Raw genomic sequence first — 23,909 nt, forward strand, 5'->3', positions numbered from 1 at the left:
CACCTCGTGCCTTTCGGTACGCCGCCGCGTACCGGAGCGGGCCGCTACGCCAGGGGCAGTTCGACGCGGACCCGCCAGTCGCCCTCGTGCGGTCCCGTGTGCGCCCTGCCGCCGAGCAGCGTCGCCCGCTCCCTGATCCCGCGCAGGCCGCTGCCGCCGCGCCCCGTGGGCGTCCCGTGCCCCGACAGGGCGTTGCGCACGTCGAGCGTGAGCAGACTGTCGTCGGCCGTGACCCGGACGCGTACCGGAACAGGGCCCGCGTGCCGCAGGACGTTGGTCAGGGACTCCTGGAGCATGCGGTAGCCCTCGCGCGACACCGGCCCCGGCAGCCGGTCCACCGGGCCCGTCACCTCGGCCTCGACCTTCACGCCCGACGTGCGCGCGGAGTCCAGGAGCCGGTCGGCGTCCACGAGCGTCGGCCGCTCGCGCCCGGGCCGCCCGTCCTCCCGCAGCACCCGGAGCACCCGTTCCAGGTCCTCCAGGGCGTGCCTGCCGGTGTCCTCGATGGCCTCCAGGGCGCGCTCGGTGAACGCCGGGTCGGCGGTCGCCCGCGCGGCGCCCGCCTGGACCACCGCGACGGTCAGCGCGTGCCCGATGGAGTCGTGCAGTTCGCGGGCGATGCGGTTGCGTTCCAGGAGCTGCTCGGTGCGCTCCTCCAGGGCGGCGAGTCGCTGGGCGGGGGAGGGCCCGAGGAGGCGCCCGGCGACAGCGGTCATGAAGTGCCCCACCGCCACCACGAAGCCGAGGAGGATCAGGAGCGGCACGGGGACGAGCAGCGCGTCCGTCCACCAGGGGCCGTCGGCCAGCACGGGGAAGTACAGCGCCGGATCCGCCGTGCGCTCCTGCGCCGTCGCGCCGATCAACGCCAGTGTCTGCCCCATGAGGAACCACGTCACGAAGGCCGTCGCGGATCCGGCCTCGATCCGCAGCACCAGCCAGAGCGCCGTGCGGTACCGCTCGTTCCAGGAGGCCGACGGCATGACGGAGACACCGGGGCCGGTGGGCTCCGTGTCGTGCGGACCGGCCGCCCCGCGCGCGTGGGCGCCGGGGAACAGCATCAGGCGCGCCTGCAGCCCCTCGGCCCGGCGCATCGCCGGCACCAGACCGGCCGCGATCCCCAGCGGGACCGGCAGCACGAAGAACCCCACGAACACGTCGAGGACCCGCGCGTCCGACATCCCGTAGACCGACGCGCACGTCAGCCCGGCGACACAGCCGACGAGGACGTGCAGCCAGCGGGTGTACGTAACCGCGCGGTAGAGCGGTCGCAGGAAGCGGGGCATGCCGTCATCGTGCCAGCACCCGCGCGGGGCACGGCTCCCCCGTGCGGGGGAGACGATCTCCCCGGGCGGGGGAGGCCACAGGCCCGCCCGCGCCGCGACGCTGTCCCCATGACCAGCATCGACGTCCAACAGCTCACCAAGGAGTACGGCACCACCCGCGCGGTGGACGACGTGACGTTCAGCGTCCGCCCCGGCCAGGTCACCGGCTTCCTCGGCCCCAACGGCGCCGGAAAGTCCACCACGTTGCGCCTCGTGCTCGGCCTCGACCGGCCCACGTCCGGCACCGCGACCGTCGGGGGGCGCCCGTACGCGGCGTACGACGAACCGCTCCGCCAGGTCGGCGCCCTGCTCGACGCGCAGGCCGCCCACGGGTCCCGCACCGCCCGCAGCCACCTGCTCGCGCTCGCCGTGAGCAACGGGATCGCCCCGGCGCGCGTGGCCGAGGTCCTGGAGGAGACGGGCCTGTCCGCCGTCGCGGGGCGCCGCGTGAAGACGTACTCCCTGGGCATGCGGCAGCGCCTCGGGATCGCCGCCGCGCTGCTCGGGGACCCCGCCGTCGTGCTCTTGGACGAGCCGTCCAACGGGCTCGACCCCGAAGGGATCATCTGGATCCGTGAGTTGATGCGCGGTCTGGCCCGGGAGGGCCGCACCGTCCTGGTGTCCAGCCACCTCATGAACGAGACCGCGACGTTCGCCGACCACCTGGTGGTCCTCGGCCGCGGCAGGCTGCTCGCGGACACCCCGATGCGGGAGTTCATCGAGGCGCACAGCCGGCCCCGGGTCCGGGCGCGCACCACCGACCCGGCCCGGTTGCGCGCGGCGCTCGCCCGCGCGGGGCACGAGCTGACCGCGACGGACGACGGCCGCTGGACGGTCGACGGCGTCCGGGCCGAGGAGATCGGCAGGCTCGCCGCCGACGCGGGCGTGCCGATCCTCGAACTCGCCGACGAGGAGGCCTCCCTGGAGGAGGCGTACCTCGCGCTCACCGCCGCCGAGACGGAGTTCTCCGCGTCCGCTGCGTCTTCCTCGGCGCCCACCCCCCTCCAGGAGGCCTGACCGTGTCCACGTCCGCCGTGCTGCACTCCGAATGGATCAAGATCAAGTCGCTGCGGGGGAGCGTCGGTTCGCTCATCGCGGTGTTCGTGGCGACCGTCGCCATCACCGTCCTCGTCTTCGCCACCGTCGGCGGCGCGGAGGCCGACAACGCCGACGCCGAACCCCTCTTCGACGCCTTCTACGCGTTCAACTTCGGGCAGGTCGCCGCCATCAGCTTCGGCGCCACGGCCGTCAGCTCCGAATACGTCAACGGCGCGCTGAGGGTCTCGCTGGCAGCCGTGCCGCGCCGCGGGCTCTTCTACGGCGCGAAGACCGCCGTCCTGGGCGCGGCGGCCCTCCTCGTGGGGCTCGTCACCAGCTTCACCACGTTCCTCGGCGGCCAGGCCTTCCTGGGGGACGACGCCATTGGCCTCGGTCACCCCGGGGCGGTGCGCGCATGCGTCGGGGGCGGCGTCTACCTCGCGTTGATGGCGCTGTTCGCGGCGGGCCTCGCGGCGGTGCTGCGCAGCGGCGTCGCGGTGCTCAGCGTGCTGATCCCGTTCACCCTGATCGTCCCGTTCGTGCTCGGGGACATGGCGGGCGGCGCGGCCCAGTTCCTGCCCGACCGGGCCGGGCAGCAGATCCTGCACGAGGCCCCGGACGGGATGCTCGGGCCCTGGCCGGGGCTCGGGGTGACGGCGCTGTGGGCGGCGGCGTCGCTGGCCGCCGGGTGGTGGGCGGTGCGGAGGCGGGACGCGTGACGCGACGAGTCGCGGGCGCGTGACGTGATGAGACGGGACGCGTGACGAGGCGCGGACGCGTGACGACGCGCGACGAAACCGGACGCGTGGAGACACGCGACGCGGGCGCGGGCCGCTGAGGCCCCGTCAGGCCTCCGACGCCTGACGGACGCCCCATTGTCAGCGGCAGCGGCTTTACTGGAAGCCATGAGCAGCGCAGACCACCTCGCCGCGATCGACCTGCTGCGTGCCCGGGACTTCCCCGCGGCGCCCGGCAGGTCGGAGCACGGCTACGGCGGACCCGGCTTCCACGTCGCGGAGCTGTCGACGTACGACCAGCTGTGGGACGACGACGGCACGGCGCACGAGGAGACGGAGGCGCGCTGCGAGGCCGAGTGCGACGCCCTGCGGGCGCTCCTCACCGAGCGCTGGGGCGCGCCGCGGGCCTTCGGCCTGACCGGCGTCCTCGTCCGCCTGATGGCCGAGAAGGCCGACGGCGCGGGCGCGTCGGTCCCCGACCCGTGGGCCACGCTCAGCGAGTCCGTCCCCGACCTCCACCTGTGGCGGTCCGACGGGCACTGGATAGCCCTGGGGGTCGCCCGCTGGGGCGAGCGCCTCGCGGTCCAGCTCCTCGCCGTGATCACGGAGGTCGACCCGCCGTAGCACGCGGCACGGGGTGGGGGCCGTCCGGGCACGCGGCCGCCTCCGTTCAGGAACCGAGCCCCAACTCCCCGTACGCACCCGGCCCGAAGAACCGCTCCACGTCCGCCTCGGTGACCGACGCGAGGTCGGCGGGTGCCCACCTCGGGGCACGGTCCTTGTCGACGACCTGGGCCCGCACGCCTTCGGGGAAGTCCGGCGCCGTCAGACAGGTACACGACACGCGGTACTCCTGGGCGAGCGCCTCCTCCAGGGACCCGAGAGCACGCGCCCGGCGCAGCGCGGCCAGCGTGACCTTCAGCGCGGTGGGGGAGCGCGACAGCAGGATCTCGGCGGTCTCCTTCGCCGCCCGCTCGCCGCAGGCCTGGAGACGGTCGACGATCTCCTCCACCGTGTCGGCGGCGTAGCAGGAGTCGATCCACGCGCGGCGCCCGGCGAGTTCGCCCTCCGGGGCGGCCGTCGCGTACGCCCGCACGGCGTCCGTCACGTCCGTGTCCGCGAGCGCCGCCGTGAAGTCCGCGAGCCGCTCCGACGGCACGTAGTGGTCGGCGAGGCCGCACAGCAGCGCGTCGCCCGCGCCCACCGACGTGCCGGTCAGCGCCAGATGCGTACCGAGCTCGCCCGGCGCCCGCGTCAGCAGGTACGTGGCGCCGACGTCGAGGACGAAGCCGATGATCGTCTCGGGCATGGCGACCTGGGACCGCTCGGTGACGACGCGCACGTCGCCATGGGCCGAGACCCCGACGCCGCCGCCCATGACATAGCCGTCCATCACGGCCACATACGGCTTGCGGTAGCGCGCGATCCGGGCGTTGAGCAGGTACTCGTCGTGCCAGAACGCCGCCGACGCCGCGCCGCCGCCCGCGAGGATGTCGTCGCGCACCGCCCGGATGTCGCCGCCCGCGCACAGGCCGCGTTCACCGGCGCCGGTCACGACCACCGTGCGGACGCCGTCGTCGTGTTCCCACGCGGTGAGCGCCTCGTCGATGAGGCGGACCATCGGGTGGTCGAGGGCGTTCAGGGCGCGGGGCCGGTTCAGGACGATACGGCCCGCGCGGCCCTCGACCCGCGTGAGGACCGGCGGTGCGTCGTGACTCACTGAGCTCCCTCGCCCTTGTCGTCCTCGTTATCGTGCTTGTCGCGCTTGTCCCCCTGGAACGCGTCCAGGATCCGCTCCGCCGCCAGGGTCGCCGTGAGCGTCCCCTCGCGCACCCGCGCCTCCAGGTCCGGCGCGAGCCGCCGCACATCGGGGTGGGCGTGCAGTCGGCCGAGGAGCTCGTCGCGGACCATCGTCCACGTCCAGTCGACCTGCTGGTCACGGCGTTTCGCGGCGAGGCGGCCGGTGGAGTCCAGGAGCGCGCGATGCTGTTCGAGCCGGTCCCAGAGCGTGTCGAGGCCCTTGGACTCGCGGGCGCTGCAACTCAGGACGGGCGGCGTCCAGGCGGCGTCGGAGGGGTGCATGAGCCGCAGGGCGCCCGCCAGTTCGCGTGCCGCCGAGCGCGCGTCCCGCTCGTGCGGCCCGTCCGCCTTGTTGACCGCGATCACGTCCGCCAGCTCCAGGACGCCCTTCTTGATGCCCTGCAGCTGGTCGCCGGTGCGGGCGAGGGTGAGCAGCAGGAACGTGTCGACCATGTTCGCCACGGCCGTCTCGGACTGGCCGACGCCGACGGTCTCCACGAGCACCACGTCGTACCCGGCCGCCTCCATCACCACGACGGACTCCCGGGTCGCCTTCGCGACGCCGCCGAGCGTCCCCGCCGTGGGCGAGGGCCGCACGAACGCCATCGGGTCCACCGCCAGGCGTTCCATCCGGGTCTTGTCGCCCAGGATGGAGCCGCCCGTCCGCGACGACGACGGGTCGACGGCGAGCACCGCGACGCGATGGCCCAGCGACGTCAGCATCGTGCCGAGCGCGTCGATGAACGTCGACTTGCCGACCCCCGGGACGCCGCTGATGCCGATGCGCCGCGCCCGCCCCGAGTGCGGCAGCAACTGCGTCAGCAACTGCTGTGCGAGCACGCGGTGTTCGGCCCTGGTGGACTCCACGAGCGTGATCGCCCGCGCGATGTGCGCGCGCTTGCCGTCGAGTACGCCCTTCACATAAGTGTCGAGATCGATCCTCGGTGCCATGGACTCAGCGGCTCACTGCTCGCCACTGCCGGAAGCGGCCTCGCCGGGCAGTTCGTGGCCGAGCCCGACGGCGAGCCGCCGCACCAGGTCGTACGCCGCGTCCGGGATGACCGTGCCAGGCGGGAACACCGCCGCCGCGCCCGCCTCGTGCAGCGCCTCGACGTCCTGCGGGGGAATCACGCCGCCCACGACGATCATGATGTCCTCGCGGCCCTCGGCGGCCAGCTCCGCGCGCAGCGCCGGGACCAGCGTCAGGTGACCCGCGGCCAGCGAGGAGACGCCCACGATGTGCACGTCCGCCTCGACGGCCTGCCGCGCCACCTCGGCGGGCGTCTGGAACAGCGGGCCGACGTCGACGTCGAAGCCCAGGTCGGCGAAGGCGGTCGCGATGACTTTCTGGCCGCGGTCGTGGCCGTCCTGGCCCATCTTGGCGACCAGGATGCGCGGGCGGCGGCCCTCGGCCTCCTCGAAGGACTTCACCAGCGCGCGAGTGCGCTCCACGGACGGCGACGGGCCTGCTTCGGTGCGGTACACACCGGAGATCGTACGGATCTGGCCCGCGTGCCGCCCGTACGCCTTCTCCAGGGCGTCGGAGATCTCACCGACCGTCGCCTTCGCGCGGGCCGCGTCGACCGCGAGCGCGAGAAGGTTGCCCTCCAGGCCGGGGCCCGAGCCGCGCTCGGCCGACGCGGTCAGCTTGCGCAGCGCGTCCTGGCAGACGGCCTCGTCGCGCTCCTCGCGCAGCCGCCGCAGCTTCTCGATCTGCTGGGCGCGCACCGAGGAGTTGTCGACCTTCAGAACCTCGATCTGCTCGTCGCTGTCCACGCGGTACTTGTTCACGCCGATCACCGGCTGCCGCCCGGAGTCGATGCGGGCCTGCGTGCGCGCGGCGGCCTCCTCGACGCGCAGCTTCGGGATGCCCGCGTCGATGGCCTGCGCCATGCCGCCCGCGGCCTCGACCTCCTGGATGTGCTGCCAGGTGCGGCGCGCCAGGTCGTACGTCAGCTTCTCCACGTACGCGCTGCCGCCCCAGGGGTCGATGACCCGGCAGGTGCCCGACTCCTGCTGGAGCAGCAGCTGGGTGTTGCGGGCGATGCGCGCCGAGAAGTCCGTGGGCAGGGCCAGGGCCTCGTCGAGGGCGTTGGTGTGCAGGGACTGCGTGTGGCCCTGCGTCGCCGCCATCGCCTCCACGCAGGTGCGCGTCACGTTGTTGAAGACGTCCTGGGCGGTCAGCGACCAGCCCGAGGTCTGCGAATGGGTGCGCAGCGACAGGGACTTGGCGTTCTTCGGGTCGAACTGCTTGACCAGCTTCGCCCACAGCAGGCGCGCCGCGCGGAGCTTGGCGACCTCCATGAAGAAGTTCATGCCGATCGCCCAGAAGAACGACAGGCGCGGCGCGAACGCGTCCACGTCCAGGCCCGCCTCCCGGCCCGCCCGCAGGTACTCGACGCCGTCGGCGAGCGTGTACGCCAGCTCCAGATCGGCCGTCGCACCGGCCTCCTGGATGTGGTAGCCGGAGATCGAGATGGAGTTGTAGCGCGGCATCTTCTGCGAGGTGAACGAGAAGATGTCGGAGATGATCCGCATCGAGGGCTTCGGCGGATAGATGTAGGTGTTGCGGACCATGAACTCCTTGAGGATGTCGTTCTGAATGGTCCCCGCCAGCTTCTCCGGCGGTACGCCCTGCTCCTCGGCGGCGACGATGTACAGCGCGAGCACGGGAAGGACCGCGCCGTTCATCGTCATCGACACGGTCATCCTGTCCAGCGGGATCCCGTCGAACAGCTGCCGCATGTCGTAGATCGAGTCGATGGCCACGCCCGCCATGCCGACGTCACCGGTCACCCGCGGGTGGTCGCTGTCGTAGCCGCGGTGGGTCGGCAGGTCGAACGCGACGGACAGGCCCTTCTGGCCCGCCGCCAGGTTGCGGCGGTAGAAGGCGTTGGACTCCTGCGCGGTGGAGAACCCCGCGTACTGCCGGATCGTCCAGGGCTGGTTGACGTACATCGTCGGGTAGGGACCGCGCAGATACGGCGCGACGCCCGGGTAGGTGCCCAGGAAGTCCAGGCCCTCCAGGTCGGCGCCCGTGTACAGCGGCTGGACCGCGATGCCCTCCGGGGTCTCCCACAGCAGGTCGTCCGCGTCCTTGCCGGTGGCCGACTCGACCGCGGCCCGCCACTGCTCGGCGCAGCCCCGCGGGGCCGCGTCCGGCTCCAGGCCGATGCCGGAGAAGTCGGGGATCGTCATGGCGCCACTTCCATGAGGTCGAGGGTGGAGGTGAGCACGGCCACGGCGTCGCAGCCGGCGAAGACATAGGCGTCGACATCCCCGAACTCACCGGGCCGTCCCGCGAGGAATACCCGCTCCGCGCCCGCCGACTTCAGCGCGGCGGCGACCGCGGCCGCCTCGTCCGCGTACAGGGCGTCGCTGGAGCACAGGCAGGCGACGCGCGCGCCGCTGGCCCGGAAGGCGTCGGCGGCGCTTCCTTCGTCCACGGAGACCGGGTCGTGCACGGCCTCGATGCCGCCCGCCTGGAACAGGTTCGAGGCGAACGTGGCACGGGCCGTGTGCGCCGCGGCCGGGCCGAGCGCGGCCAGGAACACCTTCGGGCGGGCGCCGGTCTCGGCGAGGTGGGCGTCGGAGCGGGCGCGCAGGGTCTCGTACGCTTCGTCGCGCCGCACCCGCGGCAGGCCGCCCGTCGGCCCTGCGGGCGCGCTCTCGCGTTCCACGGGCTTCTCGGCGAGGTTCGGGAACTCGCTGACGCCCGTGATGGGTTCGCGGCGCTTGGCGAGCTTCTTGCCGCGCTCCGCCCAGGTCGCCGCCAGCCGGTCGCCGATCATGCCGGAGCGCAGGGCCGCCGCCTGGCCGCCCGCACGCTCGATCTCCTGGAAGAAGTCCCAGGCGGCGTGCGCCAGTTCGTCGGTGAGCCGCTCCACGTAGTACGAGCCGCCCGCCGGGTCGATGACCCGGGCCAGGTGCGACTCCTCCAGGAGGATCGTCGAGGTGTTGCGGGCGATGCGGCGCGCGAACGCGTCCGGCAGGCCCAGCGAGTGGTCGAACGGCAGCACCGTGACCGCGTCCGCGCCGCCCGCTCCCGCGCTCAGGCAGGCCACGGTCGTGCGCAGCATGTTCACCCACGGGTCACGGCGCGCCATCATCACCGGCGAGGTCACCGCGTGCTGACGCTGCGCACCCGCGTCGACGTCGCCGCTCGCCTCCGCCACCCGCGCCCAGAGGCGCCGGGCCGCGCGGAGCTTGGCGATGGTCAGGAACTGGTCGGCCGTGGCCGCGTACCGGAACTCCAGCTGCGCGCACGCCTCCCGCAGGGTGAGGCCCGCGCCGGTGAGCAGCCGCAGATAGGCCACGCCCGTCGCCAGGGACGCGCCCAGCTCCTGCGCGGCCGATCCGCCCGCCTCGTGGTACGGCAGCGCGTCCACCGTGAGCGCGCGCAGGCCGCCGTACTCACGGCCGCACAGCCGCGCGAGATCGACGGCCGCCTCCGTCCCCAACTCCGTGCCCGTGCGCGCCTCGTAGGCCAGCGGGTCCGCGCCGAGGTTGCCGCGCGCCGCGTCCTTGGCGACGCCCGCGGCCTCGATCAGGCGCAGCAACTCACCGGCGGCGGGCTCGACATCGGCTCCGGCGTCGAGCACGACGGGGGCCAGGTCCAGATAGACGCCGTCGAGGGCCCGCTCCAGGCCGGAGACGGGCAGCGAATCGGGGCCGAGGGTGAGCCACAGCGACGTCACGCCGTTCTCGAGGTCGGCGAGGACCGATTCGTTCGTGCGGACCGGGTCGCCTGTCGAGTGCCGCTGCCGTACGTCCCAGCCGGTCGCGGCACCGCCCGCGGCGCGCCCGCCGCGTACGAACGGGGCGAAACCCGGATGGCCGACGTCGGCCACGGCGTCACGGGGGGTGTACAGGGGGCGGGTGCTGAGCCCGTCCTCGAGCGCGGTGGACAGCGCTTCCTCCGCCGCCGCTCCCGATACGTCCTTACCCGACTTCCGCAGTACGCCCTCCACCAGGCGCTGCCACTGCTCATGGGTCGCATCAGGGAACTCGGCGGCCAGGGAAAGCCCGTCGTCAGGCAGGACCGTCATGTTCCGATGCTAGGGCTCAATCAGGGCCCGATGCCCGGGCACCGCTGTGACCTTGCACTCTCCCCGTCGGTCTTGAACTCGGACGGCCCGCAAGTTATTACCAGCGGGTAATATATAGGGGTTTCCTAGGGGTCGTATCGGTCCGCCGCACGCCCTCAAGCAGGGGTTTTCGTCGGCATTCGCGGTGTGGCCTGGGGCGGGACCGACCCCTGTACGACGGTTTCGCGGACATCGGCGCCGATGCCGCGCGGGGCGCCGCCGGTGACGTAATGCGTGTACTCGCGATGCAAGCGGAATCCGGCGGTCCAGGCGAGCAGGCGACTGGGTCGGTTGTCGCGGGCGCAGGACCAGCTCGCGGTGCGGCCGCGGGCCGAAATGTCCGCGGTGAGGGCGGCGACGCAGGCGTGCGCGAGGCCCTTGCGGCGGTGCTCGGGCGCGGTGGCCACGGCGACGTCCTCGTACGCGTCGCCCGCGAAGTAGGAGCACGCCACGGCCACGACCCGGTCGCCGCGGTCGAACGCGGCGACGGCGTGCCCGGATGCGGCGAGTGCCGCGGGGCCGCCCCAACTGGCGTGGATCCAGTCGGAGTCCGGCCAGAGGGCCGCGAGCGCGAGGGTGTCGTCGCCCGTCACCCGGCGCACCCGCACCCCGCGCGGCGGCCGTGGCGCGGCGACGTGCTCCCGGTGGACGTAGACCATGCGCTCGTCGGGCACGAGGCGGTCGAAGGCGGCACCGAGCACGGGCAGGAACCGCGCCGAGGCCACCACATGGCCGGCGGTGAACTGGGCGAGGCCGTCCGGGGAGACGGCACGCGGGTCGCCGCCGAGCAGGACGTGACCGGCGCAGGACACCGCGAGGGCGCGCGGCGCGTCGGCGCGGTCGGCCCACCACTGGCCGGTGCCGTGCGTGCGGACGTGCTCGGGCAGCGCGGCCGTTCCGGGGGCCCCGGCGGTGAACCAGCTGGTGAGGGCGGGAAGTCGGTGCTGCGGGAGCGGGATCACGGGGCTGTCCTCCGGGAACGCTGGTGAGGGTGGGACGGCTGGGGTGGTGCCAGGTGACCGAGCGGTGCTGCCACGGAGATCAGCGGTGCGGCCCTCCGGATCGGGAGGACCGCACCGCTGACCGGGTGGCGGCAGATTAGCCCTGGCCCGCCTTGCTGCCGTGGTTGGACTTCTTCTTGCGACGGGCCCTCTTCTTGCGTGCGCGCTTGGACATCTGGGTGTTCGACCCCTTCAAGAGTTGTGGCCGACCAGCAGGGCGGCGAGCTTGTTGAGACGCTTGACGGTGCGGTCCTCCTGGGCGGCCGCGGCGGGCTCGACCCGCTCGGCGCGGTCGTAGTACGCGCCGTTGACGATCTCGGTGGCCGGGTCGCACAGGCGCACCACGTGCGCGGCGCCCTCGGCGGCCGACGTGCCCTCGTTGGCGTACAGCGACATGAGCGCGGTGTCGCACACGCCGGGGTGCACGGACACGGCGGTCACGCGCGGGTCGGCGGCGAAGACGGTGAGCGCGAGCTGCGACTGGGCGTAGGCGGCCAGGCGGGAGTAGCGGCGGGCGCGGTTCGGGTCGCTCCACTGGATGGACGCGGTGCGGTGCAGCGACGAGGAGACGTTGACGACGCGGCCGCCGGGGTCACTCGTCAGGGACGGCTCGAGGAGGCCCGTCAGGAGGAAGTGGGCGAGGAAGTTCACCTGGAAGGCGATCTCGTTGCCGTCGGCGGTGATGGTGTGGCGCTCCGGCGCGGCCATGCCCGCGTTGTTCACCAGGACGTCCAGATGCGGGTGTTCGGCGACGACGCGCTCCGCGAGCCGCTCGACTTCCTCCAGATGGGTGAAGTCGGCCGCGAGGGCACGCAGCTTCGAGGCGTCGACACCGGCCATGGCGATGAGCTTGTCGACGGCGGCCTGGGCCTCGTCGGCGGTACGGCCGTGCACGAGCACGGTGACGCCGCGCTCGGCGAGGAGACGCGCGGTCTCGTAGCCGATGCCGGAGGTGGCTCCGGTGACGAGCGCGGTGCGCCCGGACAGAGAGGCAGAAGACATGTCTGATCCCGTGGTGGAGGCATGCCGCAGAAGCCCTCGACGAGGGCCCGGCATGCGATACGAAGAGGCCGTGCGCGCTCGTCAGGAGCGCCGGTCACGGCGGAGGAGGGTGCGGTGCGGCGTCAGCGCACCGTGCTGTGAACAGGGCGCGAGACCGGCACCGCCGTATGAGGCGGCCGGTCGTCATGGCGCACGAAGCAGTTCACGTCGACCATCTAACTGGCCCGTGAGCTGGGCTTCAAGCGCTGCCCACGGGCTTTGACGGGGCCCTGATACGGGCCCCGCGGGGGACGTCCGGGGAGGGGCGGCGGGAGGCCCTCCCCGGACGTCCGGGAATCGGTCCCAGGGAACTGTCAGTCCCAGAGAACGGGCGGTCCCAGGGAATGGTCGGTCCCAGGGATCGGGCGGTCTCAGGGAACGGGCGTCAGCTGAGGCCCGGGACCGTCGACACCAGCAGGTCGATCAACTTGATGCCGAGGAAGGGCAGGACGAGGCCGCCGAGTCCGTACACCGCCAGGTTGCGCCGCAGCAGGTCGTGCGCGGACGCGGGTGTGTAGCGGACGCCGCGCAGGGCGAGCGGGATCAGCGCCACGATGATGAGGGCGTTGAAGATGATCGCCGAGGTGATCGCGGACTTCGGGCTGTGCAGCCCCATGATGTTCAGGGACTCCAGGCCCGGATAGGCCCCCGCGAACATCGCCGGGATGATCGCGAAGTACTTCGCGACGTCGTTGGTGATCGAGAAGGTGGTCAGGGCGCCGCGGGTGATCAGCAACTGCTTGCCGATCTCCACGATCTCGATGAGCTTGGTCGGGTTGGAGTCCAGGTCCACCATGTTCCCGGCCTCCTTGGCGGCCGAGGTACCGGTGTTCATGGCCACGCCGACGTCGGCCTGCGCGAGCGCCGGGGCGTCGTTGGTGCCGTCACCCGTCATCGCGACCAGCTTTCCGCCCTCCTGCTCCTTCTTGATCAGGGCGAGCTTGTCCTCGGGCGTGGCCTCCGCGAGGAAGTCGTCCACGCCCGCCTCCCGGGCGATGGCGCGTGCCGTGAGCGCGTTGTCGCCGGTGATCATGACGGTGCGGATGCCCATGCGGCGCAGCTCGGCGAACCGCTCCCTGATGCCGTTCTTCACCACGTCCCTGAGCTGGACCACACCGAGGACCCGTGGCCCGTCCCAGTCGTGCACGGTGACGAGCAGCGGCGTGCCACCGGCCGCGGCGACGGAGTCGGCGAACATCCGGGCCTGCGGCGGGACCTGACCGCCGCGCAGCTCCACCCAGGTGATGACCTGACTGGCCGCGCCCTTGCGGATGGTGCAGGCGGCGCCGTTGTCCCACCGCAGGTCGATGCCGCTCATCCGGGTCTGCGCGGTGAACTCCACGAACTGCGCGTTGGCCAGCTCGCCCTGCGCGGGCGCGCGCAGCCCGTACTTGTTCTTGGCGTGCACGACGATGGAGCGGCCCTCGGGCGTGTCGTCGGCCAGCGACGACAGCTGGGCGGCGTCCGCCAGGTGCAGTTCGTCGACGCCGGGCAGCGGCATGAAGGCGTCGGCCTCGCGGTTGCCGAGGGTGATGGTGCCGGTCTTGTCGAGGAGCAGCGTGTTCACGTCGCCCGCGGCCTCGACCGCGCGGCCCGACATGGCGAGCACGTTGCGCTGTACGAGCCGGTCCATGCCCGCGATGCCGATGGCGGACAGGAGCGCGCCGATCGTCGTCGGGATCAGCGTCACGAGGAGCGCGACGAGCACGGTCGTGGGCTGCGCCGCGTCCGCGTACGAAGCCATCGACTGCAGACTCACGACGACCAGCACGAAGACGATGGTGAGCGCCGCGAGCAGGATGTTGAGGGCTATCTCGTTCGGCGTCTTCTGCCGTGCCGCGCCCTCGACGAGGGAGATCATCCGGTCCAGGAAGGAGTGCCCGGAGCGCGAGGTGACCCGCACGACGATCCGGTCGGACAGCACCGTCGTACCGCCCGTGACACCGCTGCGGTCGCCGCCCGACTCCCGGATCACCGGCGCCGACTCACCCGTGACCGCGGACTCGTCTACCGCCGCGACCCCGTCGACCACATCGCCGTCCGCCGGGATCAGCTCGCCCGCCTCGACCAGGACGAAGTCGAAGGGCCGCAGCTCGGTCGCCGCCACCGCCTCCGTCTCCGCGTCCCGCAGATCCGTGCCCACCCGCCAGTTGTGCCGCAGCCGCAGGGCGACCGTGTCCGTGCGCGCCTTGCGCAGCGCGAGCGCCTGCGCCTTGCCCCGGCCCTCCGCCACCGCCTCCGCGAGGTTCGCGAAGACGAGCGTCAGCCACAGCCAGACGCTGATGATCCACGAGAACACCGACGGGTCGAACACCGCGGTCCCCGTCGTGATCACCGCGCCGCAGCCCACCACGAACAGCACGGGGTTCTTGACCAGCGCGCGCGGGCGCAGCTTGTGCAGCGCGTCGGGGAACGACTTCAGGACCTGCACGGGATCGACGAGGCCGCCGGGGCGGACGCGCCGACGGCCGTGACGGTTCTCGGGACTTCGCCCGGACGACTGGCTCTCGGGTACCTGGGGAGCCTGCTGCGGGGCGGCGGGAAGCATCGGCGAAGGTGACTTTCTGGTGGGGGAGCGGCCACGGAGCGCGGCCGTGCGGAGAGGAAGCTAGCGGCCCCGACCTCGCCAAATCACCTTCGCAGCAGGGAATTTACGACCCCCTGACAGGGCGTCTTGAACATCCGTCAAGCATGCGTCAAGAAGGCCTGGTGGCGCATAAAGGGGGCGTCAACAAAACCGGGAAGCGCCACGGAGGACCCAAGACTGATCACCACGGGGGAACGGACGAACGAGTCCGTGATGTGAGGCCGTGGGGCGCGTGACGATCACCGCCGGCAGTACGCACAGTCCAGTTGCGGGGGCCCGGGCTGTGCCCGCCACACATCAGGATCCGGTCGTCCGTCCAGAGGGACGTCCCGACCCGCGGCTCAGAGGGGGGCCGCGGGCCGGGCGTCCGCATGCGCCTGATTCGCCTGTACGACGACTTCGCCGCCACGCCGGGCCTTTCCGGGCCCAAGCCGCCCTGGGCGCCCTGTGGTTGAGCCGACCGGGCTGCGACTGGCAACCACCGTCCACCGGAATGATCAGCTCCTGCGGTGCGCGGCGACCCTGTGAACGAACCGTGGCCAAAACGTAAGAGAGGCGTCAACGGTGTCCCGGCCGCCGTATGGGAGGCGTCAAGAAAGACGGCGAACCCGCTGGTGGGCGCTTTGCTTCAGAGGACCGCACAATCTGTGGGCTCGGCCCGCACGCACTTTCAGGAGGCGGCACACCGATGACCCGGGTGCTGGTGGTCGAGGACGACCCGCAGCTCGTACGGGCTCTGGAGATCAACCTCAAGGCACGCAAGTACGAGGTGGACGCGGCGGTCGACGGGGGCACGGCCCAGCGTCTCGCGGCGGCGCGCCCGCCGGACGTGGTCCTCCTTGATCTCGGGCTGCCCGACATGGACGGCATCGACGTGGTGCGGTGGCTGCGGGGCTTCAGCCGCGCTCCCATCCTCGTCGTGTCCGCCCGCCAGGCCTCCGACGAGAAGGTCGCGGCGCTCGACGCGGGCGCCGACGACTACATCACCAAACCGTTCAGCATGGACGAACTCCTCGCCCGGCTGCGGGCCGCCGCCCGCAGAACCCGCACCGTGGAGCGCGGCGAGGCCTCCGCCCTCGTCGAGACCGAGGGCTTCACCCTCGACCTGCTCGCCAAGAAGGCCTTACGCGACGGCCGCGCCGTGCGTCTCACCCCCACCGAGTGGCACCTCCTGGAGGTCCTGGTCCGCCACCGCGGCCGCCTGGTCAGCCAGCAGCAGCTGCTCGGCGAGGTGTGGGGCCCCTCTCACAGCACGCGGACCAACTACCTGCGGGTCTACATGGCGCAACTGCGCCGCAAGCTGGAGCCGGATCCGGCGCACCCTCGGCATCTGATCACCGCGCCGGGGATGGGGTATCGGTTCGAGGGGTAGGGCCGGGTGTCGGGTGTGCGGGGAGGGCTGGGCGCCGGGTGTGGGATGGGCGGGCGTCAGGTGCGGGAGGGTTGGGCGTCGGGTGCGCGAGGACGGTCGCCCCGTGCGATGGCTCGCCGCCCGGCGTGCGGGGGCTGGTTGCCCTGGGGGGCGAGGGCCGGTCGCCGTGCGTGCGGGGGCTGGTCGCCGCGCCTGCGGGGTGCGGTCGGCGCTCCTGCCGGCGGTCCCGCTGAGGTCAGGGCTGCGCGGCTCCGTCGACCGTCGTCCCGCTGTCCCGCAGGTCCACCACCACTGCCGCGTGGTCGGACGGCCAGACGCCGTCGACCGGGCCGTGGCCCGCGCGCCGCACCTCGCGCACCGCGCCGAGGCCGCCGGGGCCCGGTGGCCCGACGTGGACGTAGTCGATCCGGACGCTCGGGTCGTACGAGGGCGCCACATACGGGTTCGTCGCGTCCCAGGTGGCGGCCGCCGCGCCCGGCTCGGCGTACTCCCAGGCGTCCAGGAGCGACTGCCCCGGCACCGCGGGCGCCGTGCGATACCCGCCCAGGAGCCGGATCTCGTCCGAGTCCGGCCAGGCGTTGAAGTCACCCGTGACGACGGGCGGGAACGCGGTGCCGCCCCGGTGCTCGGCCACGAACCCGGCGAGCCTCGCGACCTGCGCACACCGCGTCGCCGACTGGCTCGGCGCCGACGTCAGATGCGTGGTGAAGAACGGTACTTCCCGGCCCGGCGCCGCCAGCCGCGCGTACAACGCGAGACGGCCGTCGTCCTCCTCCCCGTCCGGCGGCGGCAGTTGTGCGACGGCCCGGTCCAGGACGGGCCACCGGCTGAGGACCGCGTTGCCGATGGCCACCTCCGGATCGCCGATCCGCCGCTGCCACCGCCCGGGTGCCCGCGACGCCTCCCACGTCCAGTGCAGACCCAGCTCGTCCGCGAGCCACCCGGCGAGGTTCTCGCCACCCCGCTCCCAGACCTCCTGCAGGCCGACGACGTCCGGCCGCAGCTCGCGCAGCACCGCGAGGATCGCCTTCTGCCGCCGCTCCCAGGGCCCGTATCGCCACCAAACGTTCCACGTCACTATGCGCACGTACGTCCCCACTCGTCCGGGTTCCTGGGCCGGGTCACGCGTCAGCAGAGTGTCAGCGTGCGCGGAATCACCGTCAACGGCTCGTCATTTCCGGTCGGTTGACACCCCGTGCCGGGCATACCGTCACTGTGTGCCCGGTGCCCGCCACCGGATCCACGGCGACCGCCCAACCCTACGAGGGCCTGCCGAGGCTCCTCAAGGAGGAATCCCATGACGCAGCAACTGGTGTGCGGAGAAGACCCCGAGCCTTGCGAACGCGGCCCGGCCGGACCGCTGTTCGTTCCCGTCCGGCCGGGACCCGCGGGCTGTGTCGCCCGCCTGTTCCGCACCCCTGTCGGCGGCCGCACAGCCGTCGCCTTCACGACACCGCAACGCCTCACCGACGAACTCGGCGCCCGGCAGCCCTGGATCCGGCTCTCCGTACCCGCCCTGCGCGCGCTCACCGAACCGCTCGGCGTCCCTCGGGTCACCGTCGACCCCTGCCTGACGCCCGGCCCGGCAGCCGCGAACCACCCCTCGACCACCGGCCGCACCCAGGACCCTTCGGCTCCCCGCCGCACCCCCGCCTCGTCCGCCCCACGGCTCACACCCGCCGCGCCCCGGCCCGTCGCCGCCTCCGCGGACACCGCCCCGCGTGTCTCCCACTGGCGCGACTGGGACCCGCAGGCCGTCGGCGCGCTGCGCGTCACCGGAGCGGCGGCGCTCGTCGGCGCACTGACCGCCTGGATCGGCTGAACCAGCGTTCCCACGGGCCGAGGGCAGCGCTCCCGGCGCCCCCGCACCCGAGGGCAGTGCTCCTGCACTCGACGGCGGCGCACCCGCACCCGACGGCGGTGCACCCCGCCCGAGGACACTGCTCCCGTGTCCGACGGCAACGCACCCCGCCCGACGGCAGCGCACCCGCACCCGAGGACCCGGTTCCCTCACCTGAGAACCGGGTTCCCGCACCCCGGACGACACGGTCTCCGCAGCCCGAGACCAGGACGACGTGAAGACGACGAGGCGAAAAGAGAAGCCAGCCATGACCCTTGCGGACATCCCCGCGACACCCGGCCACCCTCCGGTCGCCGTCGACCCCCCGCCCATGGACGCGGCCGACGACCTGACCGTGTGGCCGCTCTCCACCACGTGGCTCGCGCACGGAGACCTGGCCGTCGGCGGCGTACCGCTCACCGACATCGCCGACCGCTTCGGCACCCCCGCCTACCTCCTCGACGAGGCCGACGTACGCGAGCGCTGCCGCACCTATCTGCACGCCTTCCCCGACACCGACGTCCTGTACGCGGCCAAGGCCTTCCTGTGCCGCGCCATGGCGCACTGGGTCGCAGAGGAGGGCCTCGGCCTCGACGTCTGCTCCGCCGGCGAACTCGAACTGGCCGTCACCACCGGCTTCCCCGCCGCACGCATCGTCCTGCACGGCAACGCCAAGAGCCCCGAGGACCTGCGCGCCGCCCTGCGCCTCGGCGTCGGACGCATCGTCATCGACAGCGCCTCGGAGATCGCCCGTCTCGCCGCGGCCGTACCCCCGGGAAGCCGCCAGAAGGTCCTGGTCCGCGTCGTCCCCGGCATCGCCGCAGGCGGCCACAGCAAGATCCAGACGGGCACGGACGACCAGAAGTTCGGCCTGTCCATCACCGACGGCTCCGCCCAGCACGCCATCGCCCGCATCCTGGACCAGCCCGGCCTCGAACTGGTCGGCCTGCACTGCCACTTGGGCTCCCAGATCACCTCCGACAAGCCGTTCCTGTGCGCCGTACGCCGCCTCGTCGGGCTCATGGCCCGCATCAAGGACCACCACGGCATCACCCTCCCCGAACTGGACCTCGGCGGCGGCCACGGCATCGCCTACCGCCCCGGCGAGGACGCCCTCGACATCACCACCCTCGCCCGCAAGGTGCGCGCCGAACTCGCCGAGAGCTGCGCCGCCGCCGGCCTCGCCTTACCCCGCCTGGCCGTCGAGCCCGGGCGCGCCATCGCGGGCCCCGCAGGCGTCGCCCTCTACCGCGTCCTGTCGGTCAAGCGCACCAGCGACCGCACCTTCGTCGCCGTCGACGGCGGCATGAGCGACAACCCACGCCCCGCGCTGTACGGCGTGCGCTATCTGCCGCGCCTCATCGGCCGCCGCTCCTCCGCAGCGTCCGCACCCGTGACCGTCGTCGGCCGACACTGCGAGGCGGGTGACGTGCTCGCCGCCGACATCCAACTCCCCTCCGACACCCGGCCCGGCGACCTCCTCGCCGTCCCCGTCGCGGGCGCCTACCACCTGTCGATGGCCTCCGGCTACAACCTCGTCGGCCGGCCCCCGGTGGTCGCCGTCGCCGACGGCCACGCCCGACTTCTCGTACGCCGCGAGTCCCTGGACGACTTCCGCAGCCGCGACGTCGGCCTCTAACCGCGATCCTGAGCTCTCAAGGCCGGACGGCGGCGCGGCCGGGCACCCGCCCCGTCGGCGTCACGAGCCGAGAAAGCGCAGGATCGCCAGCACACGGCGGCTGTAGCCGGTGGCTTCGGTCAGCTCCAACTTGTCGAAGATGGCGTTCACATACTTCTCGACTGCGCTCTGCGAGACGTGCAACTGATTCGCGATGGCCGCGTTCGTATGCCCCTGCGCCATCTTGGCGATGACCTCCCGCTCCCGGTCGGTCAGCCGCTGCAACGGGTCCACCTTGCTGCTGAACGTCAGCAACTGGCGTACGACCTCCGGGTCGAAGGCCGTCCGGCCCGCGCCCACACGGTCGAGCGCGTCCAGGAACTCGTCGACCTGCACGACCCGGTCCTTGAGCAGATATCCGACTCCCTCCGTGGCCGTGGTCAACAGGTCGGTGGCGTACCGCCGTTCGACATACTGCGACAGCACCAGGACACCCGTGTCCGGCCAGTTCTTCCGGATCTCCAACGCGGCCCGCAACCCTTCGTCGGTGTGCGTCGGCGGCATCCGCACGTCCACCACGGCGGCGTCCGGCGGGTCGGCGGCAATCGCCTCGAGCAGAGCCTGTGCGTCCCCCACGGACGCCGTCACCTCATGTCCCTCCTCGGCGAGCAGCCGGGCCAGACCCTCCCGCAGCAGCGTCGAGTCGTCGGCGAGTATTACGCGCATGGCAGCTCCGCTGTGATGACGGTGGGACCTCCGGCCGGGCTGGCCACCGACAACGTACCGTCGAGCGCCGCGATCCTCCGGCTCAGGCCGAGCAGCCCACTCCCCGACGCATCGGCCCCGCCCCTGCCGTCGTCCTCGACCCGCAGTCGCAGCAGCTCACCCGCACGGTCGGCCCGCACGGTGACCTGTCCGGCACCGGAGTGCTTGACCGCGTTCGTCACGGCTTCGGCGGCGACGAAGTAGGCGACCGCCTGCGCCGTCGGCGGCGGGGTGTCCCGCAGCTCGCAGGAGAGCCGGACGGGTATCGCGGCACGCTCGGCGACCGTTTCGAGCGCGGCGGCCAGTCCGCCCTCGTCGAGCGCCGCCGGATACACCCGCCACGCCACGTCCCTGAGCTCCACCAGCGCCTGCTGCGACTCCTCGTGGGCCTGCCGGAGCAGCTCCGAGGACTTCTCCGGGTCCGGGGTGCGGCGGGCCCGGCCGAGCAGCATGCCCAGCGCGACCAGGCGCTGCTGGACGCCGTCGTGCAGGTCCCGCTCGATGCGTCTGCGCTCGTCGTGGACGGCCTCCACGACGCCTGCCCGGCTCTTGGCCAGCTCGCCGATGCGGCGCTCCAGGGTCTGGCGGTCACTGGGGCCGAGGAAGTGGCGCATGAGGTGCTCGTCCATCAGCGCCACCGCGTGCACCCCTTGTATGCACAGGAAGAGCAGGAAGAGACCGCCGAACGTGGCGGGCGCGATGGCCAGCGGCCACTGGTCGATGTCGACCAGGAACCAGCCCCACACCAGCAGTGACGCATAGCCGGCGCCGATCGCCGCGGCCAGCAGCACCACACCGCCCAGCAGCCCCACCGTCCAGCGCGTGGCCACATAGGACAACGCGGGCATGCCGGTCAGCGGCGCGGCCAGGTCCGCGGTGCCGGTGTCGTACCAGCGGGCCATCCGACGGCGCTGCACCTCGGCCCACCAGCGGGCGGCCGCGAGTATCTGTGTCTCGCCGCGGCGGTCGTCGGCGGACCGCCCGAGCGTGACGAGCAGCCACAGCCCGGACGCGAGCGTCATGGCCAACTCGGCGACGGCGCTGAGGGATCCGAGCAGGACCCCGGCGGCGACGCGTAGTCGGCGGGCGAGAAAGTTTCGCATGATCAATGACGCTAGCCGAGCGATGCGCGCAGCGGACTGCGGAAAACCGCAAAGCTGTCTGCGGCAGTCCGCAGAGAGGGTCTGCGGCGGTCCGCAGCGCAACTGTGCGGCGGCCCCCATACCGCCGTGGCCTGCGGGTTTCGTACCGTCGAAGACATGATCCTCACCGCTTCGCACTCACTCGGCGCCGCGTATGAATCCACCGCGGCGGCCTCGGCCATGGCTTCATCCGTGACCGCGAGCGCCACCTCGGCCGCGTCCGAGCCCGCTCGATCCGTCCGCTCCGCCATATACGCGGCCGCGCCCGCAGACGCCCCCGCGGGCGGTATAGCGGGCTGGGCCGCCGACCTCATGGACTCCCTCGGCGCGATCGGCGCCGGAGTGGCGATCGCGTTGGAGAACCTGTTCCCGCCGCTGCCCAGCGAGGTCATCCTGCCGCTCGCCGGGTTCGCGGCGAGCCAGGGAAAGTTCAGCCTGCTCGCGGCGCTGCTGTGGACCACGGTCGGCTCGGTCGTCGGGGCGCTCGCGCTGTACTGGGTGGGCGGGCTGCTCGGCCGCGACCGCACCGTCGCCATCGCCGCGCGCCTTCCGCTGGTGAAGACGGCGGACATAGAGAAAACGGAGGCGTGGTTCGAACGGCATGGAACCAAGGCCGTGTTCTTCGGCCGCATGATCCCGATCTTCCGCAGCATGATCTCGATACCGGCAGGCATAGAACGGATGCCGCTGCCCCTGTTCCTGGGCCTGACCACCGTCGGCAGCCTGCTGTGGAACAGCGTGTTCGTCCTGCTGGGCTACGTCCTCGGCTCCCGCTGGCACGAGGTCACGGATGCCGTCGGCCTGTACTCGAAGGGGGTCCTCGGTGTGGTCGCCCTGGCCGTGGTCGCGTTCGTGGTGGTCCGCATACGCAAGGGCCGTGGCGCGCACCGGGCGAGGAGTTAGGACCTGCCCGGCCCCAACCCCACCCGGCGCGCGAGCCACGGCCCGCGCGGGAATGCCTCAGAGAATCGAGCCCGGCGTATAGGCCGCGGCCTCGGGGTGCTCCTTGAGGACCGCCTCGATCTGGGCGATGACCGCGGCGACCTGGTCGCTGGCGGCGCCCGTGAACGAGAGCTTGTCGGCCATCAGCTCGTCCAGCTGGGCGCGGTCCAGCGGGATGCGGGAGTCCGCGGCGAGCTTGTCCAGGAGTTCGTTGCGCTCGACGCCCTGCTCACGCATGGCGAGCGCGGAGGCGACGGCGTTCTCCTTGATGGCCTCGTGGGCCTCCTCGCGGCCGACACCGGCCCGCACCGACGCCATGAGCACCTTGGTCGTGGCGAGGAACGGCAGGTAGCGGTCCAGTTCACGGGCGACGACGGCGGGGAACGCACCGAACTCGTCGAGGACCGTCAGGAAGGTCTCCAGGAGGCCGTCCAGCGCGAAGAACGCGTCGGGCAGGGCCACGCGGCGTACGACGGAGCAGGAGACGTCGCCCTCGTTCCACTGGTCGCCGGCCAGCTCGGCGGTCATGGAGGCGTAGCCGCGCAGGATGACGGTGAGGCCGTTGACGCGCTCGCAGGAGCGGGTGTTCATCTTGTGCGGCATCGCGGACGAGCCGACCTGGCCGGGCTTGAAGCCCTCGGTGACCAGTTCGTGCCCGGCCATCAGACGGATGGTCTTGGCCAGCGAGGACGGGGCGGCGGCGAGCTGTACGAGCGCCGTCACCACTTCATAGTCGAGGGAGCGGGGGTAGACCTGGCCGACAGAGGTGAAGGCGCGGTCGAAGCCGAGGTGGGTGGCGATGCGGCCCTCGAGCTCGGTGAGCTTCTCGGCGTCGCCGCCGAGCAGGTCGAGCATGTCCTGGGCGGTGCCGACGGGGCCCTTGATGCCGCGCAGCGGGTAGCGGCCGAGGAGGTCGTCCAGGCGGCGGTAGGCGACGAGCAGCTCGTCGGCGGCGGTGGCGAAGCGCTTGCCGAGGGTGGTGGCCTGGGCGGCGACGTTGTGGGAGCGGCCGGCCATGACCAGCTCGGCGTACTCACCGGAGAGGCGGCCGAGGCGGGCGAGGACGGCGACCGTGCGGGAGCGGACCAGCTCGAGGGAGAGCCGGACCTGCAACTGCTCCACGTTCTCGGTGAGGTCGCGGGAGGTCATGCCCTTGTGGACGTGCTCGTGACCGGCGAGGGCGTTGAACTCCTCGATGCGGGCCTTCACATCGTGGCGCGTGATCTTCTCGCGCTCGGCGATGGAGGCCAGGTCGACCTGGTCGAGTACGCGCTCGTAGTCCTCGATCGCGGCGTCCGGCACATCGATGCCGAGGTCCTTCTGCGCGCGCAGGACGGCGAGCCAGAGGCGGCGCTCCAGCTTCACCTTCTGCTCGGGCGACCAGAGCAGGGCGAGCTCGGTGGAGGCGTAACGCCCGGCGAGGACGTTCGGGATACGGGGCTTTGCAGGCGCAGCAGTCACAGTCGGCCATTCTACTGGCGGTTTCTGCAGGCCAGCGCCATGGCTGTCGTCGTCGGAAGCTACAAGGGGCCGGGTGGGGAGGAGGTCGGATCGGAGGTGTGGGCCTGGAGCGGGGGTCGGTGAAGGGTTGACGAGATGGGTGTGTGAGTGGTCTAT

At 72.4% G+C, this 23,909-nt stretch carries 19 protein-coding genes; 7 read left to right on the top strand and 12 right to left on the bottom strand.

The window, feature by feature from the left end; all coding sequences use genetic code 11:
* Positions 1 to 44: 44 nt before the first annotated feature.
* The gene (locus tag ACFVHO_RS25525; RefSeq protein ID WP_385718931.1) at positions 45 to 1,283 is read right to left on the bottom strand and encodes a sensor histidine kinase; all 1,239 of its coding nucleotides are present in this window, start codon (positions 1,281 to 1,283) and stop codon (positions 45 to 47) included.
* A gap of 108 nt (positions 1,284 to 1,391) precedes the next feature.
* Between ACFVHO_RS25525 and ACFVHO_RS25530 the strand changes: the two genes are divergently transcribed.
* The 3 genes from ACFVHO_RS25530 to ACFVHO_RS25540 all read left to right on the top strand — a co-directional run bounded on the left by ACFVHO_RS25530 (position 1,392) and on the right by ACFVHO_RS25540 (position 3,721).
* Positions 1,392 to 2,339, top strand: a complete 948-nt coding sequence (locus ACFVHO_RS25530) for an ABC transporter ATP-binding protein (protein WP_385718934.1) — start codon at positions 1,392 to 1,394, stop codon at positions 2,337 to 2,339.
* Positions 2,336 to 3,079 carry an ABC transporter permease gene (locus ACFVHO_RS25535; protein WP_385719183.1) on the top strand — a complete coding sequence of 248 codons (744 nt, stop codon included), beginning with the start codon at positions 2,336 to 2,338 and terminating at the stop codon, positions 3,077 to 3,079. The genes ACFVHO_RS25530 and ACFVHO_RS25535 overlap by 4 nt, the downstream gene beginning before the upstream one ends.
* Before the next feature lie 186 nt (positions 3,080 to 3,265).
* On the top strand, positions 3,266 to 3,721 hold the full coding sequence (locus tag ACFVHO_RS25540) for a hypothetical protein (RefSeq protein ID WP_385718937.1): 456 nt from the start codon (positions 3,266 to 3,268) through the stop codon (positions 3,719 to 3,721).
* A 46-nt stretch (positions 3,722 to 3,767) separates the two neighbouring features.
* Here the strand turns inward: ACFVHO_RS25540 and ACFVHO_RS25545 are convergent, their stop codons facing one another.
* The 7 genes from ACFVHO_RS25545 to kdpB form a co-directional block, all read right to left on the bottom strand.
* Positions 3,768 to 4,817 carry an enoyl-CoA hydratase/isomerase family protein gene (locus ACFVHO_RS25545; RefSeq protein ID WP_385718940.1) on the bottom strand — a complete coding sequence of 350 codons (1,050 nt, stop codon included), beginning with the start codon at positions 4,815 to 4,817 and terminating at the stop codon, positions 3,768 to 3,770.
* The gene (meaB, locus tag ACFVHO_RS25550) at positions 4,814 to 5,848 is read right to left on the bottom strand and encodes a methylmalonyl Co-A mutase-associated GTPase MeaB (protein ID WP_385718943.1); all 1,035 of its coding nucleotides are present in this window, start codon (positions 5,846 to 5,848) and stop codon (positions 4,814 to 4,816) included. Before meaB ends, ACFVHO_RS25545 begins: the two co-directional genes overlap by 4 nt.
* 12 nt (positions 5,849 to 5,860) lie before the next feature.
* On the bottom strand, positions 5,861 to 8,095 hold the full coding sequence (scpA, locus tag ACFVHO_RS25555) for a methylmalonyl-CoA mutase (protein WP_385718946.1): 2,235 nt from the start codon (positions 8,093 to 8,095) through the stop codon (positions 5,861 to 5,863).
* Positions 8,092 to 9,945: a methylmalonyl-CoA mutase small subunit gene (mutA, locus tag ACFVHO_RS25560; protein WP_385718949.1), complete on the bottom strand. Its 1,854-nt coding sequence runs from the start codon at positions 9,943 to 9,945 to the stop codon at positions 8,092 to 8,094. Before mutA ends, scpA begins: the two co-directional genes overlap by 4 nt.
* A 155-nt stretch (positions 9,946 to 10,100) precedes the next feature.
* Positions 10,101 to 10,946: a GNAT family N-acetyltransferase gene (locus ACFVHO_RS25565; RefSeq protein ID WP_385718952.1), complete on the bottom strand. Its 846-nt coding sequence runs from the start codon at positions 10,944 to 10,946 to the stop codon at positions 10,101 to 10,103.
* Positions 10,947 to 11,177: 231 nt separating this feature from the next.
* Positions 11,178 to 11,987: an SDR family NAD(P)-dependent oxidoreductase gene (locus ACFVHO_RS25570; RefSeq protein ID WP_385718955.1), complete on the bottom strand. Its 810-nt coding sequence runs from the start codon at positions 11,985 to 11,987 to the stop codon at positions 11,178 to 11,180.
* A 424-nt stretch (positions 11,988 to 12,411) separates the two neighbouring features.
* Entirely contained in the window at positions 12,412 to 14,574 is a 2,163-nt protein-coding gene (kdpB, locus tag ACFVHO_RS25575) for a potassium-transporting ATPase subunit KdpB (protein WP_385718958.1), read from the bottom strand.
* A 727-nt stretch (positions 14,575 to 15,301) separates the two neighbouring features.
* On the opposite strand from kdpB, the gene ACFVHO_RS25580 reads away from it, so the two are divergent.
* Positions 15,302 to 15,985, top strand: coding sequence for a response regulator (locus ACFVHO_RS25580; RefSeq protein ID WP_385718961.1), 684 nt, complete (start codon positions 15,302 to 15,304; stop codon positions 15,983 to 15,985).
* Between the two features lie 235 nt (positions 15,986 to 16,220).
* Here ACFVHO_RS25580 and ACFVHO_RS25585 read toward each other — a convergent pair whose 3' ends face one another.
* Positions 16,221 to 17,072, bottom strand: a complete 852-nt coding sequence (locus ACFVHO_RS25585) for an endonuclease/exonuclease/phosphatase family protein (RefSeq protein ID WP_385718964.1) — start codon at positions 17,070 to 17,072, stop codon at positions 16,221 to 16,223.
* Positions 17,073 to 17,282: 210 nt separating this feature from the next.
* Here ACFVHO_RS25585 and ACFVHO_RS25590 point away from each other — a divergent pair, with 210 nt between their 5' ends.
* The gene (locus ACFVHO_RS25590) at positions 17,283 to 17,807 is read left to right on the top strand and encodes an SAV_915 family protein (protein ID WP_385718967.1); all 525 of its coding nucleotides are present in this window, start codon (positions 17,283 to 17,285) and stop codon (positions 17,805 to 17,807) included.
* Between the two features lie 286 nt (positions 17,808 to 18,093).
* Positions 18,094 to 19,464, top strand: coding sequence for a diaminopimelate decarboxylase (lysA, locus tag ACFVHO_RS25595; RefSeq protein WP_385718969.1), 1,371 nt, complete (start codon positions 18,094 to 18,096; stop codon positions 19,462 to 19,464).
* Between the two features lie 60 nt (positions 19,465 to 19,524).
* On the opposite strand, the gene ACFVHO_RS25600 is transcribed toward lysA, so the two are convergent.
* Both ACFVHO_RS25600 and ACFVHO_RS25605 read right to left on the bottom strand, forming a co-directional pair.
* Positions 19,525 to 20,169, bottom strand: coding sequence for a response regulator (locus ACFVHO_RS25600; protein ID WP_385718972.1), 645 nt, complete (start codon positions 20,167 to 20,169; stop codon positions 19,525 to 19,527).
* Positions 20,160 to 21,311 (bottom strand): sensor histidine kinase, encoded by a 1,152-nt coding sequence (locus tag ACFVHO_RS25605; RefSeq protein ID WP_385718975.1) that lies wholly within the window; start codon positions 21,309 to 21,311, stop codon positions 20,160 to 20,162. The genes ACFVHO_RS25600 and ACFVHO_RS25605 overlap by 10 nt, the downstream gene beginning before the upstream one ends.
* Positions 21,312 to 21,467: 156 nt before the next feature.
* Here ACFVHO_RS25605 and ACFVHO_RS25610 point away from each other — a divergent pair, with 156 nt between their 5' ends.
* Complete coding sequence (locus tag ACFVHO_RS25610; RefSeq protein ID WP_385718978.1) at positions 21,468 to 22,253, top strand: DedA family protein; 786 nt, start codon at positions 21,468 to 21,470, stop codon at positions 22,251 to 22,253.
* A gap of 57 nt (positions 22,254 to 22,310) precedes the next feature.
* Here the strand turns inward: ACFVHO_RS25610 and purB are convergent, their stop codons facing one another.
* Positions 22,311 to 23,753 (bottom strand): adenylosuccinate lyase, encoded by a 1,443-nt coding sequence (purB, locus tag ACFVHO_RS25615; RefSeq protein WP_385718981.1) that lies wholly within the window; start codon positions 23,751 to 23,753, stop codon positions 22,311 to 22,313.
* Positions 23,754 to 23,909: the final 156 nt, after the last annotated feature.

The sequence above is a fragment of the Streptomyces sp. NPDC127108 genome, from assembly GCF_042677545.1.
Taxonomy (GTDB): domain Bacteria; phylum Actinomycetota; class Actinomycetes; order Streptomycetales; family Streptomycetaceae; genus Streptomyces.

What these genes read in the sequence shown, in the direction of transcription:
- ACFVHO_RS25525 (WP_385718931.1), bottom strand. Translation starts at nt 1,283, where the DNA reads ATGCCCCGCTTCCTGCGACCGCTCTACCGCGCGGTTACGTACACCCGC.
- ACFVHO_RS25530 (WP_385718934.1), top strand. Translation starts at nt 1,392, where the DNA reads ATGACCAGCATCGACGTCCAACAGCTCACCAAGGAGTACGGCACCACC.
- ACFVHO_RS25540 (WP_385718937.1), top strand. Translation starts at nt 3,266, where the DNA reads ATGAGCAGCGCAGACCACCTCGCCGCGATCGACCTGCTGCGTGCCCGG.
- meaB (WP_385718943.1), bottom strand. Translation starts at nt 5,848, where the DNA reads ATGGCACCGAGGATCGATCTCGACACTTATGTGAAGGGCGTACTCGAC.
- scpA (WP_385718946.1), bottom strand. Translation starts at nt 8,095, where the DNA reads ATGACGATCCCCGACTTCTCCGGCATCGGCCTGGAGCCGGACGCGGCC.
- mutA (WP_385718949.1), bottom strand. Translation starts at nt 9,945, where the DNA reads ATGACGGTCCTGCCTGACGACGGGCTTTCCCTGGCCGCCGAGTTCCCT.
- ACFVHO_RS25570 (WP_385718955.1), bottom strand. Translation starts at nt 11,987, where the DNA reads ATGTCTTCTGCCTCTCTGTCCGGGCGCACCGCGCTCGTCACCGGAGCC.
- kdpB (WP_385718958.1), bottom strand. Translation starts at nt 14,574, where the DNA reads ATGCTTCCCGCCGCCCCGCAGCAGGCTCCCCAGGTACCCGAGAGCCAG.
- ACFVHO_RS25580 (WP_385718961.1), top strand. Translation starts at nt 15,302, where the DNA reads ATGACCCGGGTGCTGGTGGTCGAGGACGACCCGCAGCTCGTACGGGCT.
- ACFVHO_RS25590 (WP_385718967.1), top strand. Translation starts at nt 17,283, where the DNA reads ATGACGCAGCAACTGGTGTGCGGAGAAGACCCCGAGCCTTGCGAACGC.
- lysA (WP_385718969.1), top strand. Translation starts at nt 18,094, where the DNA reads ATGACCCTTGCGGACATCCCCGCGACACCCGGCCACCCTCCGGTCGCC.
- ACFVHO_RS25600 (WP_385718972.1), bottom strand. Translation starts at nt 20,169, where the DNA reads ATGCGCGTAATACTCGCCGACGACTCGACGCTGCTGCGGGAGGGTCTG.
- ACFVHO_RS25605 (WP_385718975.1), bottom strand. Translation starts at nt 21,311, where the DNA reads ATGCGAAACTTTCTCGCCCGCCGACTACGCGTCGCCGCCGGGGTCCTG.
- ACFVHO_RS25610 (WP_385718978.1), top strand. Translation starts at nt 21,468, where the DNA reads ATGATCCTCACCGCTTCGCACTCACTCGGCGCCGCGTATGAATCCACC.